Source organism: Burkholderia sp. JKS000303 (assembly GCF_002563755.1).
Taxonomy (GTDB): domain Bacteria; phylum Pseudomonadota; class Gammaproteobacteria; order Burkholderiales; family Burkholderiaceae; genus Burkholderia; species Burkholderia anthina_B.
The window spans coordinates 184970-199589 of the sequence record NZ_PDBZ01000004.1 but is presented as its reverse complement, the minus strand read 5'-3'; the positions used below and the strand labels follow the sequence as shown (position 1 = coordinate 199589).

Annotated in this window: 11 protein-coding genes, 1 tRNA gene and 1 pseudogene; 1 reads left to right on the top strand and 12 read right to left on the bottom strand. The window is 64.1% G+C overall.

Features of this window, described 5'->3' with window-relative positions; genetic code table 11:
- Window positions 1-228: 228 nt before the first annotated feature.
- The 8 genes from cyoD to BX604_RS34080 form a co-directional block, all read right to left on the bottom strand.
- Entirely contained in the window at window positions 229-561 is a 333-nt protein-coding gene (gene cyoD, locus BX604_RS34120) for a cytochrome o ubiquinol oxidase subunit IV (RefSeq protein WP_098555674.1), read from the bottom strand.
- A complete protein-coding gene (gene cyoC / locus BX604_RS34115; RefSeq protein ID WP_098555671.1) occupies window positions 562-1170 on the bottom strand; it encodes a cytochrome o ubiquinol oxidase subunit III in 609 nt (202 codons plus the stop codon).
- Window positions 1170-3176, bottom strand: a complete 2007-nt coding sequence (gene cyoB / locus BX604_RS34110; RefSeq protein WP_098555669.1) for a cytochrome o ubiquinol oxidase subunit I — start codon at window positions 3174-3176, stop codon at window positions 1170-1172. Before cyoB ends, cyoC begins: the two co-directional genes overlap by 1 nt.
- 3 nt (window positions 3177-3179) lie before the next feature.
- The gene (gene cyoA, locus BX604_RS34105; RefSeq protein WP_098555666.1) at window positions 3180-4067 is read right to left on the bottom strand and encodes a ubiquinol oxidase subunit II; all 888 of its coding nucleotides are present in this window, start codon (window positions 4065-4067) and stop codon (window positions 3180-3182) included.
- A gap of 266 nt (window positions 4068-4333) precedes the next feature.
- Window positions 4334-5863, bottom strand: a complete 1530-nt coding sequence (locus BX604_RS34095) for a complex I subunit 4 family protein (protein WP_098555663.1) — start codon at window positions 5861-5863, stop codon at window positions 4334-4336.
- 457 nt (window positions 5864-6320) lie between these two features.
- On the bottom strand, window positions 6321-7694 hold the full coding sequence (locus tag BX604_RS34090) for a hypothetical protein (RefSeq protein ID WP_098555660.1): 1374 nt from the start codon (window positions 7692-7694) through the stop codon (window positions 6321-6323).
- 186 nt (window positions 7695-7880) lie between these two features.
- Window positions 7881-7974, bottom strand: a tRNA-Ser gene (locus BX604_RS34085).
- A 110-nt stretch (window positions 7975-8084) separates the two neighbouring features.
- Window positions 8085-9338 carry an aspartate kinase gene (locus BX604_RS34080; protein ID WP_098555658.1) on the bottom strand — a complete coding sequence of 418 codons (1254 nt, stop codon included), beginning with the start codon at window positions 9336-9338 and terminating at the stop codon, window positions 8085-8087.
- Here BX604_RS34080 and BX604_RS40085 point away from each other — a divergent pair.
- Window positions 9321-9558, top strand: a pseudogene (locus tag BX604_RS40085) (hypothetical protein); the annotation flags it as partial. The gene BX604_RS34080 and the pseudogene BX604_RS40085 overlap by 18 nt on opposite strands.
- Before the next feature lie 122 nt (window positions 9559-9680).
- Here the strand turns inward: BX604_RS40085 and tilS are convergent.
- The 4 genes from tilS to cysS all read right to left on the bottom strand — a co-directional run bounded on the left by tilS (window position 9681) and on the right by cysS (window position 14513).
- Window positions 9681-11087, bottom strand: a complete 1407-nt coding sequence (gene tilS, locus BX604_RS34070) for a tRNA lysidine(34) synthetase TilS (protein WP_098555655.1) — start codon at window positions 11085-11087, stop codon at window positions 9681-9683.
- A gap of 43 nt (window positions 11088-11130) precedes the next feature.
- Entirely contained in the window at window positions 11131-12102 is a 972-nt protein-coding gene (locus tag BX604_RS34065) for an acetyl-CoA carboxylase carboxyltransferase subunit alpha (protein ID WP_098555652.1), read from the bottom strand.
- A gap of 103 nt (window positions 12103-12205) precedes the next feature.
- Complete coding sequence (locus tag BX604_RS34060; RefSeq protein ID WP_098555649.1) at window positions 12206-13072, bottom strand: DNA-3-methyladenine glycosylase family protein; 867 nt, start codon at window positions 13070-13072, stop codon at window positions 12206-12208.
- A gap of 43 nt (window positions 13073-13115) precedes the next feature.
- Entirely contained in the window at window positions 13116-14513 is a 1398-nt protein-coding gene (gene cysS / locus BX604_RS34055; protein WP_098555646.1) for a cysteine--tRNA ligase, read from the bottom strand.
- Window positions 14514-14620 lie beyond the last annotated feature (107 nt).

Genomic DNA, 14620 nt, shown 5'->3' with positions numbered 1-14620 from the left:
GTCTTGTAACAATTGACGGCCCGACGACCGCCCTGCGCACCGCTCCAACCCGCCCGCCGGGCTTCTCGCCGGGCATCTCGCCCGGACTCGCGTCGAATCATACTGCGTCCGGGCGCTGATTCACCGTGCAAATGCAATTGAAATGATGCGTGCGGATTTCGCGGGCGAAAAAAAAGCGGCACTCGCGTGCCGCTTCTTCATGGCCGGCGCGTTGCGCCGCGACGTCGCTCAGCGCGACATCATGTTCATGCTGACGTTGTGCATCACCCACAACGTGCCGACGATCAGGATCGCCGCGGTCAGCACGGTATAGCTGAACGCCATCACGTTCCAGCGCTGGCCCGACGAACCGTTCATGTGCAGGAAGTATACAAGGTGCACGACGATCTGCACGAGCGCGAGCGCGGCAAGCGCGATCAGCGACGCGTGCGGCGACAGCACGCCTTCCATCACCAGGCCGAACGATGCGGCCGTGAGCAGCACCGACAGGATGAAGCCGGCGACATAGCCGCCGACGCTGCCGTGGCCTTCTTCGAGTTGAGACGAATGCGAATGGGCCATTTAGATCACGCTCGCAAGATAGACAAAGGAAAACACGCAGATCCACACGATGTCGAGGAAGTGCCAGAAGAGGCTCAGGCACGTCAGACGACGCAGGTCGCGATCGGTCAGGTCGCCGCCGCGCAGCACGATCTGCCCGGCGAGCACGACCATCCACAGCAGGCCGGCCGTCACGTGCAGGCCGTGCGTGCCGACCAGCGTGAAGAACGCCGACAGGAACGCGCTGCGTTGCGGGCCTGCGCCTTCCGCGATCAGGTGCGAGAACTCGCGCAGTTCCATCGTGAGGAACGCCGCGCCGAGCAGGAACGTCACCGCCAGCCATGCGAGCATCGCGCCGCGGCGCTTCTTGTACGCGGCCAGCATCGCGAAGCCGTAGGTGATGCTCGACAGCAGCAGCGCGGCGGTTTCCACCGCGACGCCCGGAATGTCGAACAGGTCCTTCGCGGTCGGACCGCCCGCGTACTGGTTGCCCAGCACGGCGAACGTCCCGAACAGCGCCGCGAAGATCACGCAGTCGGTCATCAGATACAGCCAGAAGCCGAACACCGAGTGCGACGGCGGATGGTCGTCGTGCTCGAGCAGGGTTGCGCTCAAGGTTTTCTGCAACATCAGTTGGCCTCCAGTTCCACGTCGTCGACGCGCGTGGCCACGCGCACCGCCGGTTGCTTCTCTTCGATCTTGCGCACCTTGGTCGCCGGGATGTAGTAGCCGTCGTTGTCACGCGAGCTATAGATCACGAGCGTTGCGACGATTCCGACCAGGCCGCCGATCGCCATCCACCAGATGTGCCACACCAGCGCGAAGCCCAGCACGAGGCTGAAGATCGCGACCACGAGACCCGCACACGTATTCGACGGCATGTGGATGTCGCGGATCGACGCCGGGTCGGGACGGGCATCGCCACGTGCCTTCATGTCCGCGTACGCGTCCAGCGTGCGCACTTGCGGGATCACCGCGAAGTTGTAGTCCGCCGGCGGCGACGTGGTGGCCCACTCGAGCGTGCGGCCGCCCCACGGATCGCCCGTGGTATCGCGGTACTCCGGCAGGTTGCGGTTGCGGATGCTGACGACCAGTTGCAGCAGCTGGCATGCGATGCCGATCGCGATCAGCACGGCGCCGAATGCGGCGATCAGCAGCCACGGATGCCACGCCGGGTTGTCGTAGTGGTTCAGACGACGCGTCATGCCCATGAAGCCGAGCACGTACAGCGGCACGAATGCGACATAGAAGCCGACCTGCCAGAACCAGAACGCAGCCTTGCCGAGCGTCTCGTTCAGCTTGAAGCCGAATGCCTTCGGGAACCAGTAGTTGAAGCCAGCGAGATAGCCGAACAGCACGCCGCCGATGATCACGTTATGGAAGTGCGCGATCAGGAACAGGCTGTTGTGCAGCACGAAGTCCGCACCCGGAATCGCCATCATCACGCCGGTCATCCCGCCGATCGTGAACGTGACCATGAAGCCGATCGTCCACAGCACGGGCGTCGTGAATTCGATCCGGCCGCGATACATCGTAAACAGCCAGTTGAACACCTTCACGCCGGTCGGGATCGCGATGATCATCGTCATGATGCCGAAGAACGCGTTCACGTTCGCGCCGGAGCCCATCGTGAAGAAGTGATGCAGCCACACGAGGAACGACAGCACCATGATCGCGCAGGTCGCGTACACCATCGTCTTGTAGCCGAACAGCGGCTTCTTCGAGAACGTCGAGATGACTTCCGAAAAAACGCCGAACGCCGGCAGGATCAGGATGTAGACCTCAGGATGGCCCCACGCCCAGATCAGGTTCAGGTACAGCATCGCGTTGCCGCCGGCTTCGTTCGTGAAGAAGTGCATGCCGAGGTAACGGTCGAGACCGAGCAGCGCGAGCGTCGCGGTCAGGATCGGGAACGACGCCATGATCAGCACGTTCGTGCACAGGGCCGTCCACGTGAACACCGGCATCTTCATCAGCGTCATGCCGGGCGCGCGCATCTTGATGATGGTCACGAAGAAGTTCACGCCGGTCAGCAGCGTGCCGATACCCGAGATCTGCAGCGCCCACAGGTAGTAGTCGACCCCTACCCCAGGACTGAACTGCAGCTCCGACAGCGGCGGGTAGGCGAGCCAGCCCGTCTGTGCGAATTCGCCGATCACGAGCGAGATGTTGATCAGGATCGCGCTGACCGCCGTCATCCAGAACGACAGCGAGTTGATGAACGGGAATGCGACGTCGCGCGCGCCGATCTGCAGCGGCACGACGAGGTTCATCAGGCCGACCATGAACACCATCGCCATGAAGAAGATCATGATCACGCCGTGTGCCGTGAAGATCTGGTCATAGTGGTGCGGCGGCAGGTAGCCGGGCGCGTTGTACGCGAGCGCCAGCTGCATGCGCATCATGATCGCGTCGGCGAAGCCGCGCAGCAGCATGATCAGCGCGACGATGATGTACATCACGCCGAGTTTCTTGTGGTCGACCGTCGTCAGCCATTCCGTCCACAGCCATTTCCAGCGGCCGGTGATCGTCAGGCCGGCGAGAACGCCCAGCACGGCCAGCCCCATGAAGGCACCGGCCACCATGATGATGGGCTGATCGAACGGGATCGCCGATAGTGTGAGTTTGCCGAACATGCGTTACCCCTTCGTGCCGCAGGCGGCGTCCTTCAGATCGAGGACGTGGCCATCGTTGTATTTCGCGATGATGTTGTGGAAGAGCCGCGGATCGACCGACGAGAAGTAGCGCACCGGCGCCTTCTCGCTCGGCTGCGCGACCGAGCCGTACACGGTCGCGTCGAGACGATCAGGCGATGCCTTGACCTTCTGCACCCATGCATCGAACTGCTCGCGCGGCTCGGCGAGCGTGCGGAACTTCATGTCGGAGAAGCCGCGACCGCTGAAGTTGGCCGACGTGCCCGCGTAGTCGCCGGCTTCGTCGGCGATCAGGTGCAGGCGCGTCTGCATGCCGGCCATCGCGTAGACCTGGCCGCCGAGCTGCGGAATGAAGAACGAGTTCATCACCGAATCCGACGTGATGCGGAAGTTCACCGGCGTACCGACCGGAATCGCCAGCTGATTCACCGACGCGATGCCGAGTTCCGGATAGATGAACAGCCACTTCCAGTCGAGCGCGACGACCTCGACGTCGATCGGCTTCACCGACGACTCGAGCGGCTTGTACGGATCGAGCTCGTGCGTGGTCTTCCACGTGAGCACGCCGAGGAACAGGATGATCAACGTCGGCACCGTCCAGATCACGACTTCGATCGCGGTCGAGTGCGACCAGTTCGGCGCGTAGGTGGCGTTGCGATTCGACGCGCGATAACGCCACGCGAACCACAGCGTGAGCAGGATCACCGGCACGACGACGATCAGCATCGCCCACGTCGAAGTTGCGATCAGTGCCTTTTCGGCGGCACCGACGCCTCCTTTCGGATTTAGTACATCTAAATTACAGCCTGACAGGCTCAGCGCCGCGCCGATTGACATCAGCGCCGTCCAGCCTTTTGAAGCTTTTCTTTTCATCACACAGCCCGAGGGGTCATTGAATCCGTAGCGTATGCCCGATGCGCATTCGATCCACGAAAGTGGCCGAATCATACGTCGCGCGATCATGATGAAAAACCGGTGGATGCGGCAAATCATCATTGCAAAATCTGCCGTGAGACAGATTGTCGCGGGGCGATTTCGCGCAGCCGGAAGTTGGCAGGTGCGCTCGGCACCTGCTCCGATGGATGTGCGCGCAACGGCCGCATCGTCGTGCGATGCGGCCGTTGCGCGCGGGTACTGCGTCAGTTGCGTGCCGAGGCCATGTAGGCCGGCTGCGGCGGCGTGATGCCGTCCCCTGCCGGAATCTTCGAGCGGCTGGCGTCTTCGATCAGTTGCGCGACGGTCGGATCGATCGCGTCGGTGAACGGCTTCGGATAGATGCCGACGCCCAGCACGATCAGCGCGAACGATGCGAACACCACGATCTCGCGACGGCTGAGGTCGGAGAGCTTGGCGACACGTGCGTTATCGACCTTGCCGAACACGACGCGCTTGATCATCCACAGCGTGTACGACGCGCTGAGGATCAGCGTGAGCGCCGCGATGGCGCCGATCCAGAAGTTGAAACGGATCGCGCCCATGATGACCATGAACTCGCCGACGAATCCCGACGTGCCCGGCAAGCCGACATTGGCCATCGCGAACAGCACCGCGAACATCGCGAAGCGCGGCATCACGCCGGCCACGCCGCCGTATGCGGCGATCTCGCGCTGCTTGGTGCGATCGACCAGCACGCTCACGCAAAGCAGCATCGCACCCGCGACGAAGCCGTACGACACGAGTTGCACGATCGCGCCGGCGACGCCGATCTGGTTGAACAGGAACAGGCCGAGCGTGACGATCCCCATGTGCGCGACCGTCGAGTACGCGAGCAGCTTGGTGAGGTCGGTCTGCGCGAGCGCGACCAGGCTCGCGTAGACGATCGCGAACAGCGACAGTGCGATTACGGCCGGCGCGAAGAAGTGGGCGGCGTCCGGCGTGATCGGCAGCGCGAAGCGCAGGAAGCCGTAACCGCCGAGCTTCAGCATCGCGAGCATCAGCGCGGCGCCCGTCGGGCCGTCCGTGTAGACGTCGCGCAGCCACGTGTGAACCGGCCACATCGGCACCTTGACCGCGAACGCCGCGAAGAAGCCGAGGAACACCAGCAGCTGCGGCGAGAAGCCGAGCTCCAGCGTGCGCCATACGCTCATGTCGAACGTATGCGACTTCGCATACAGGTAGAGCATCGCCATCAGCAGCAGCAGCGAGCCCGCGAACGAGATGAAGAAGAACTTCACCGCCGCGTACACACGATGCTCACGGCCCCACGTACCAATCAGCAGGTACAGCGGAATCAGCGTCGCCTCGAAGAAAATGAAGAACAGCAACCCGTCCTGCGCGACGAACACGCCGACCATCAGCCCCGACAGGATCAGGAACGACGCGTAATACTGCGCGATGCGAACCGTGATCGCTTCCCACGATGCGATCACCACGATGAGCGTCGTGAACGCGGTCAGCACGACGAGCCAGAGCGATGCGCCGTCGATGCCCACACGCCAGCCCGAGTTGAATGCCGCAAGCCAGTCACGGGTTTCGACAAACTGCATCGCAGCCGAGTGCGAATCGAAACCGGTGACGAGCGGGACGACCGCTGCCAGCCCGATCAGTGCGCCGATGAGCGCGATCAACCTCGTGCGATTGGGATGATGGTCGCTGCCGGCACGTAGCAGGCACACGCCGACCAGGATCGGAGCCCAGATCGCCAGGCTCAGAAAGGGAAAATCATGCATGTCAACAAACCTAGAGAGGGTCGCGCACTGCATCGAGACAGGCGTGACGAAAGAATCGAAATCAAATCGTAAGATAGATTTCGCAAATCACCCTTGTTGGCGAAATGTAAAGCAACGTCAGAACGAAGTTTGACGCGGCTCAAGCGCAATCGGGTTAACGAGGATAAATCGAACGGAGAAATTTTGCATCGCAACAGACTCTAGTTCTTTGACACGTTTGCAACCATCTGATTTTTATATGTAATTTTTTGTATTATCAGAGGCCGCGACGCGCGCGAATCGGTGCGATGCCGCATTTTTGCCCTCAGACCGCTGTTTTGGTGTGCCTGAACAGGATGCAGGGAACGATGACTGTGACCGGCAGAAACCTTACAGCAACACTTTCATTTTACTTACATTTTCCCGTCATCAAAGCGTCGCCGACAGCGCGCGATGCCGCGCGTCGCAGCCCTTCCGGCTAACGCTGATGGCTCAGCCGGTCCCATATGCGCATCGCCACCGCGCGATAGTGGTTGTGTTGCGCGGGGAAATGCACGAAGCGGCTGTCGCGCGTCGCATAAACCGGCGAAGTCGCAAGCGTGATCGCGTCGACGATGTAGCGCGCGTCGATCATGCCCGCCTGCAGCAACTCGACATAGATCGCCTGCTGGTCGCCGCCGCTCGCGTAGACGGACGACCGGTCCTCGAAGCTCTCGATGCGTGCGCACATGCGTTCGACCAGTTCGCGCATCGGCGCGACGTTGCGCACGCCGATCATGCACGAGTTGATCGCCCAGGCCGTGTGGTCGGTGCCGATCACGAAATCGCGCCCGTCGATCACGCCGTCGACCGTTTGACTCTGGTCGATCGCGAGGATGTCCGCGTCGACCCAGAACACGAACGCATGATCCTGCAGATGTTCGCGAATCAGATGCAGCTTCGCCCAGTTCGCGTCGATGCCGGCCGGCAGGAACGCCGGCGGCTCGCGATACGCATGGTACGCATAGCCGTGACGCGTGCAGTAACGCACGAAGTTCTCCTCGTGCAGATCGCCGTAGCCGGCGATGTGCGACGTGTGCAGGCTCACGAACGCAATGCGCGCATGCGGATTCACGTGTCGCGCCGGCTCGCGCGGCCGCTGCTGCGCGGCACGCCAGTCGTCCATCGCGCGCGGCTTCTCGCCGCGCCGGGCGCGCGCCGCATCGTCGACGAGTGCGACCACGTAGCGAAAGTCGTAGTCCGGCGGCGCCGTCCACTCGCCGTCCGTCTGCCGCCATTCGGGCGCATGATGCGCGACGAGCGGATCGGCGACGACGACCGCGTCGATGGCAAACGCATCGGCCCACACCGTCTGGGCCGACGCGAAATAGCCGCTCGCGAGCGGCTGATCGAACGGCAGCGGCGGGAAGTGCGCGGCAAGCAGCGTCGCTTCGCATGCGTGCCGCCGCGCCGGCAGGCGCATCGCCCACTCGCCCAGTTCGACCGCGAGCTTGCGCAAGCGCTCGCGCACGTCGGGCACGTTGCGAAAGATCATGCCGCTTGCCGCGGGCAGCGGCGATTGCGACGTCTGCGTCGTGACGATCGCGTCGTAGCCGTTCGCGACATCCGGCAGCGCATGCTGGCCGAATACGACCGAGAACGGATCGAGCACGAGCAGCAACGCCCCCTGCTCCATCGCGACGAGCTGCGCGATGATCGCGTGGTACTTGTGCAGCACCTGCTGGCGCTCGCCGTACACATGCATGCCGTCGACGATCGCATGCCGATAACCGTGGCGTCCGGCGTAATGCGCGTGGTTGGCAACGAGCCCGTCGACGGGCCGATGAGAAAGAAACGTCAGTACGGAATGCATGCGTGCCAGGACTCCACCTTGGGGCGCGACGGGCGATACGCCTATTTAGCGCATGTGCATCGCTCAAGTCGAGCATTGATTGGCTGTCCGGACCAAGCATGCGCCGATCGGCGAGCCCGAAAAAAACGAAGGCGGAAAAAGAAAAGCCCCGCAAGTCCGAGAACTTGCGGGGCTTGTCACCGCTTTTGGCGGAGACGGAGGGATTCGAACCCTCGATCCAGGTTTTGGCCCAGATGCTCCCTTAGCAGGGGAGTGCCTTCGACCTCTCGGCCACGTCTCCCAAACTTTCGCTCGCACCAGGGAGGCAGTGCGACGAGAACAAAATAATATAGGGTTTCGAACCGGCCGTCAATTTCCGTGATGCATTTTCTTCAATGCATCACAAAAAATTCACGCCGGCTGATCGAGTTCGAATGCCTTGTGCAGCGCGCGGACGGCCAGCTCCATGTATTTCTCGTCGATCAGCACCGAAATCTTGATTTCGGACGTCGAGATCATCTGGATGTTGATGCCCTCTTCCGACAGCGTGCGGAACATCTTGCTCGCGACGCCCACGTGTGAACGCATGCCGACGCCGACGACCGACACCTTCGACACCTTCGGGTCGCCCTGCACGCGCTCGGCGCTCACATGGCCCTGCACCTGGTTGGTCAGGATGTCCATCGCCTTCTGGTAGTCGCCGCGACCGACCGTGAACGTGAAGTCCGTCTTCCCTTCGACGCTCTGGTTCTGGATGATCATGTCGACGTCGACATTCGCGTCGGCGACCGGGCCGAGGATCTGATACGCGATGCCGGGCTTGTCGGGCACGCCCATCACAGCAATGCGTGCTTCGTCGCGCTGGAACGCGATGCCGGAAATGACTGCCTTTTCCATGGTCTCGTCTTCTTCAAAAGTAATCAGGGTGCCCGAGCGCATTTCTTCGTCGAGCGCAATCATCGGATCGGTCAGGCTCGACAGCACACGCGTCTTCACCTGGAATTTGCCGGCGAATTCGACCGAGCGGATCTGCAGGACCTTCGAGCCGAGGCTCGCCATTTCCAGCATTTCCTCGAACGTCACGCGATCGAGGCGTCGCGCCTCTTCGACCACGCGCGGATCGGTCGTGTAGACGCCGTCGACGTCCGTGTAGATGAGGCACTCTTCGGCACTCAGCGCAGCCGCCACCGCCACCGCCGACGTGTCCGAGCCGCCGCGGCCCAGCGTCGTGATGTGGCCGTCCGGATCGACGCCCTGGAAGCCCGTGATGATCACGACCTTGCCGGCGTTCAGATCGCCCTTCACGCGTTCGTCGTCGATCGAGTGGATGCGCGCTTTCGTGAAGGCGCTGTCCGTCTTGATCGGCACTTGCCAGCCTGCATAGCTCACGGCTTCGACGCCGATTTCCTGCAGCGCGATCGACAGCAGGCCGACGCTGACCTGCTCGCCGGTCGACGCGATCATGTCGAGCTCACGCGGGCTCGGCTGGCTCGAAATCTCTTTCGCGAGACCGAGCAGACGGTTGGTTTCGCCGGACATCGCGGACGGCACGACCACCATCTGGTGCCCGGCCTGATGCCATTTTGCGACGCGTTTCGCGACGTTCTTGATGCGCTCGACCGAGCCCATCGAAGTGCCGCCGTATTTGTGTACGATGAGTGCCATTGTCGTTCTGAACTTGAGGAGAAACCGCACGGGCGCGCTGGGCAGGCCGCGTTGCCGTTCGGTCACGCGGCTTGTGGCTGTGGACGGACGACGAGAGGGACGGCTGGGACGCAACACGCAAGCGTGACGGATTTTGCCCGGAAGGCCGATCAGGCCGCGCAAACCGGGTACGTCACGCGGAAAACCTGCACAAATCGCTCAAAAATCGAGCCGAGCAAACGACCGAGCGTACCCGATAGATGCCCGCTTGACAAGCCGCTCGCCGCGCCGGCAGGCGTTCCGGCGCTGTTTACCAAATGGTGAAAACCGGCCAGCGATCGCGCCGCCGGAAACCTGCCGCGGCTACGCGATCAGCAGGTCGGGACGCCACTCGATCCGGCGCCATGCGCCGTCGCCGGACAACCCGTCGCCATGATTGACGCCGAGCCGCGGCACGTACACGAGCCGGTCGCCCGCGAACAGCAGCGGCACGTCGCGCTGCCATGCCGGCACGCCACGCTCCTGGAACAGGTTCTTCAACGTGCGGCCCGGGCCGCCGGGCGATGTGCGCATCCGCTCGCCGCCTGCGCGAGCGCGCGCGGCGAGCGCCGCGGCGCGCAGCAGCGCCTCCGGCACCGCTCCGTCGCTGCCGGCTTCGGCCGGCGCGAACACGAACGTGCCGCGCCACGCCGGCAGGCGCCAGATGTCCTGTCCGTCCCAGCCGAGCACCGATTCGGGATGCGGCGTCCCGGTGCCGTCATCGGCCGGCTCGGCACTGTCGCCCGCCTCCCAGTACACGACATCGCGATACAGCCGCAGGCACTGGCCCGCATGATCGACACGCAGCGCATGCGCGTCATGCGCGGCACGCAACTGCCGCATCATGTTCGCGAGCCGGCCGGCGGACGCACTCGGCAAGCCGCGCCGACGCATCCAGAAACGCAGCAGGTTCGCGCCGCGCGTGTCGTCGAACGCGACCAGCGCGTCGCGCGACAGCGCGTGTCCGTCGTCGCGCGCGGCGGTCGCGAAATCCAGTTCGGCCAGATCATCGAGCAGCCGCTGCGCGGCGGCCGCATGCTGGGCCGCGCGGCCCAGTGCATCGCGAAAACCCGGGAAATGCACGGCAAGCGTCGGCAGCACGTCGATGCGCAGCGCATTGCGCGCATAACGCGTGTCGCCGTTCGATTCGTCGTCGATCCACGTGAGCTCGCGCTGCGCCGCGTAGCGCTCCAGTTGCGCGCGCAACAATCGCAGCAGCGGGCGCACGCGCTCGACACTCGCGCCGTCCGGGCGATAGCGCGGCGCCATCGCGGCCAGGCCGGCGATCCCCGCGCCGCGCAGCAACTGCAGCAGCACCGTCTCGGCCTGGTCGTCCGCATGCTGCGCAACCCACAGCGCGACCGCGCCGTGACGTTCGCACATCGTGTCGAGCACCGCGTAACGACGCTCGCGCGCCGTCGCCTCGATACCGAGGCCGCTGTCGCGCGGCACGTCGACACGCTCCGCTTCGAACGCGACACCGAGCCGGTCGGCCGTCGCTTGCGCATGCGCAACCCACGCGTCGGCGTTCTCGCTCAGGCCGTGATGCACATGCAGCGCCACGCAACGCGCAGCGCCCGCGACGCGCACGGCCGCATCGAGCAGCACCGTCGAGTCGAGGCCGCCGCTGTACGCGATCGCGATGCATGCATCGGGCGGGACGTCGGAAAGCGCAACGCCGACCGCATCGAGTACGACACGGTCGGCGGAGAATTCGGTCGGGGGAATCACGAGAGATGCGCGCGCCGCACGGCACGCGATGTGAGCACGCCGGTCATGCGCCGGGCGTGGTTTCCTTGAACTTGCCGTAGGCCATCAACCGCTCGAAGCGACGCTCGCGCACCGCATCGATGCTCATGCCCTGGAACTGGCGCAGCGAATCGGCAAGCGCGCGGCGCAGCAGCGCGGCCATGCCCTTCGGATCGCGATGTGCGCCGCCGAGCGGCTCGTTGATGATCTTGTCGATCAGGCCGAGCGCTTTCAGTCGATGCGCGGTCAGGCCCAGCGCTTCCGCGGCTTCGGGCGCCTTCGCGGCGCTCTTCCACAGAATCGATGCGCAGCCTTCCGGCGAGATCACCGAGTAGGTCGAGAACTGCAGCATCATCACGGTGTCGGCCACGGCGATCGCGAGCGCGCCGCCCGAACCGCCCTCGCCGATCACGGTCGTGATGATCGGCGTCTTCAATTCGGCCATCACGTACAGGTTGCGGCCGATCGCTTCCGACTGGCCGCGCTCTTCCGCGCCGATGCCCGGGTACGCGCCCGGCGTGTCGACGAACGTGAAGATCGGCAGCCCGAACTTCTCGGCGAGACGCATCAGGCGTTCAGCCTTGCGATAGCCTTCCGGACGCGGCATCCCGAAGTTGCGCGCAGCGCGCTCCTTCGTGTCGCGGCCCTTCTGATGGCCGATCACCATGCACGGGTGGCCGCCGAAGCGCGCGAGGCCGCCGACGATCGACACGTCGTCCGCGAATGCGCGGTCGCCATGCAGCTCGTGAAAATCGGTAAACAGTTCCGCAACGTAATCGAGTGTGTACGGACGCTGCGGATGCCGCGCGATCTGCGAAACCTGCCACGGCGACAGGTTCGCGTAGAGGTCCTTCGTCAGTTGCTGGCTTTTCTTCGACAGCCGCTCGATTTCTTCCGAAATATCGACAGCCGAGTCGTCCTGCACGAATCGCAGCTCTTCGATCTTGGCCTCGAGTTCGGCGATCGGCTGTTCGAAATCCAGAAACGTGGTCTTCATGTGTTCGAATCCTTGGGTCTTGCGGCAGCGCGTATTCTACCCGCGCAGGCGATACGCAAGACCGGCTCTCAACTATTGATGTTTAAAACCCGATAGCCGTCAATCAGGCGTCGGCGTCTGGCGCGTCGAGGCTGCGCCACATGTACCAGGTCGCGACGGTGCGCCACGGTTCCCAGTTGGCGGCCACCTCCCGCGCCTCGCTGCGCGTGACGGGTTCTCCGCTGAAGTAATTGACGCTGATCGCGCGGATCAGGCCCGGATCGTCGAGCGGCAGCACGTCCGGCCGCGACAGGTTGAAGATCAGGAACATCTCGGCCGTCCAGCGACTGATGCCGCGGATCTGCGTGAGTTCCGCGATCACGTCCTCGTCGTCCATCGACGTCCATTTGTCGACGTGCAGCGCGCCGGACACGAAGTGTTGCGCGAGATCGAGAATGTATTCCGTCTTGCGCTTGGACAACCCGCACGCAATCAGCTTGTCCGCGCCGAGCCGGATGACCGGCTGCGGCGCGAGTTTCGGACACGCATCCTCGATGCGCGCCCACAGCGCCTGCGCGGACGGCACCGAAATCTGCTGGCCGACGACCGAACGCGCGAGCGTGACGAACGGATCGCCGCGCTTCACGAGATGCGCGGGACCGAACTTCGGAATCAGCTTCTTCATGATCCGGTCGCGCTTGACGAGATCGGCGCACGCCTTGTCCCAGTATGCGGGACGCACGACACCATCGACGCCGTCGGCTGCCGCCTCGGACGCACGCGTCTTGCGGGCCGCGTCGGCGGCCGCCATCACGGCCTCCGGCTGCCCCGCGTCCGCGCCTTTCGCGCGCGCGGGCTTCGCATGACCGTTGAGCGCGCCGTTCGGCACGGCGCGCGTCGCGTCCGCCTTCGCCGCTGGCGCGCGCTTGGCTGCCGGACGCGCGGCGACCGGAGTCGCACGCCTGACCGGCGCTTTTCTGGCCGTTGCCATCTTGCCTCCTACCTGACGGATCGGTCAGTGGAACGCACCGCGCTCATACGCGACGCCATTCGGTCGATCCGCCCGGTTTGTCTTCAAGAGCGATCCCGGCCTCGAGCAGTTCCGCCCGAATCCGGTCCGCTTCGGCATAGTCCTTCGCTTGTTTCGCCGCGACACGCGCAGCGATCTTCGCTTCGATCTCGTCGGCTGCGAGTCCGCCCGCCTGCGCGGCGCCAGCGCCCTGCTGCAGGAACGCGCGCGGTTCGCGGCCGAGCAGACCCAGCAGGCCTGCGAGCTGTTTCAGTTGCCGCGCGAGCGACGCATCGCGCGTGCGGTTGACTTCACCCGCCAGCTCGAACAGCGTCGCCACTGCGACCGGCGTGTTGATGTCGTCGTTCATCGCCGCCGCGAAACGCTGCGCATGCGGCTCGCTCCAGTCGAGCGCGAGCGCGTCGGGCTCGACGTCCTTCAGCGCCGTGTACAGGCGCGTGAGCGACGCGCGCGCATCGTCGAGATGCACGTCGCTGTAGTTGAGCGGCGACCGGTAGTGCGTGCGCACGATGAAAAAGCGCATGACCTCGGCGTCGTACCGTTCGAGCACTTCGCGGATCGTGAAGAAGTTGCCGAGCGATTTCGACATCTTCTCGTTGTCGACCTGCACGAAGCCGTTGTGCATCCAGTAATTGACGAACGTCGTGCCGGTCGCGCCTTCGCTCTGCGCAATCTCGTTCTCATGGTGCGGGAATTGCAGATCCTGCCCGCCACCGTGGATGTCGAAATGCTCGCCGAGCAGCGTGCAGCCCATCGCCGAGCACTCGATGTGCCAGCCCGGCCGGCCCATCCCGTACTTCGACGTCCACGACGTGCCGTCCGGATCGTCGGCCTTCGCACGCTTCCACAGCACGAAATCGAGCGGATCTTCCTTCGCATCGTTCGCGGCGACGCGTTCGCCCGCGCGCAGGTCGTCGAGCGACTTGCCCGACAGCTTCCCGTAGTTCGCGAACTTGCGCACCGAATAATTGACGTCGCCGTCGCTCGCCTGATAGGCGTAGCCGTTCGTCTCGAGCTTCTCGATCATCCCGAGCATCTGCGGAATGAACTGCGTCGCGCGCGGCTCGATGTCGGGCCGCTGGATGCCGAGCGCCGCCTCATCCTCGTGCATCGCGCCGATGAACCGGTCGGTCAGCGACTTGATCGTCTCGCCGTTCTCGACCGCGCGACGGATGATCTTGTCGTCGATGTCGGTGATGTTGCGCACGTACGTGACCCGATAGCCGATCGCACGCAACCAGCGCTGGACGAGATCGAACACGACCAGCATGCGCGCGTGGCCCACGTGACAATAGTCGTAGACGGTGATCCCGCATACGTACATCCGCACTTCGCCGGAATGGCGCGGCACGAAAACTTGCTTGTCACGCGCGAGCGTGTTGTAGATGCGCAGTGATTCCATAGAGATGAACCGTGAGCCGAAGGAAACCGCCCTGGCGAAGCTCGCCCAGCATGCGAAACGGACGGACCACCTGCTGCGGCACGACGCCGCGCGTCCTCGATATCACA

Coding starts and splice junctions, on each gene's coding strand:
- cyoD (WP_098555674.1), bottom strand. CDS start 561: ATGGCCCATTCGCATTCGTCTCAACTCGAAGAAGGCCACGGCAGCGTC.
- cyoC (WP_098555671.1), bottom strand. CDS start 1,170: ATGTTGCAGAAAACCTTGAGCGCAACCCTGCTCGAGCACGACGACCAT.
- cyoB (WP_098555669.1), bottom strand. CDS start 3,176: ATGTTCGGCAAACTCACACTATCGGCGATCCCGTTCGATCAGCCCATC.
- cyoA (WP_098555666.1), bottom strand. CDS start 4,067: ATGAAAAGAAAAGCTTCAAAAGGCTGGACGGCGCTGATGTCAATCGGC.
- BX604_RS34095 (WP_098555663.1), bottom strand. CDS start 5,863: ATGCATGATTTTCCCTTTCTGAGCCTGGCGATCTGGGCTCCGATCCTG.
- BX604_RS34090 (WP_098555660.1), bottom strand. CDS start 7,694: ATGCATTCCGTACTGACGTTTCTTTCTCATCGGCCCGTCGACGGGCTC.
- BX604_RS34080 (WP_098555658.1), bottom strand. CDS start 9,338: ATGGCACTCATCGTACACAAATACGGCGGCACTTCGATGGGCTCGGTC.
- BX604_RS34065 (WP_098555652.1), bottom strand. CDS start 12,102: ATGAAGACCACGTTTCTGGATTTCGAACAGCCGATCGCCGAACTCGAG.
- BX604_RS34060 (WP_098555649.1), bottom strand. CDS start 13,072: ATGGCAACGGCCAGAAAAGCGCCGGTCAGGCGTGCGACTCCGGTCGCC.
- cysS (WP_098555646.1), bottom strand. CDS start 14,513: ATGGAATCACTGCGCATCTACAACACGCTCGCGCGTGACAAGCAAGTT.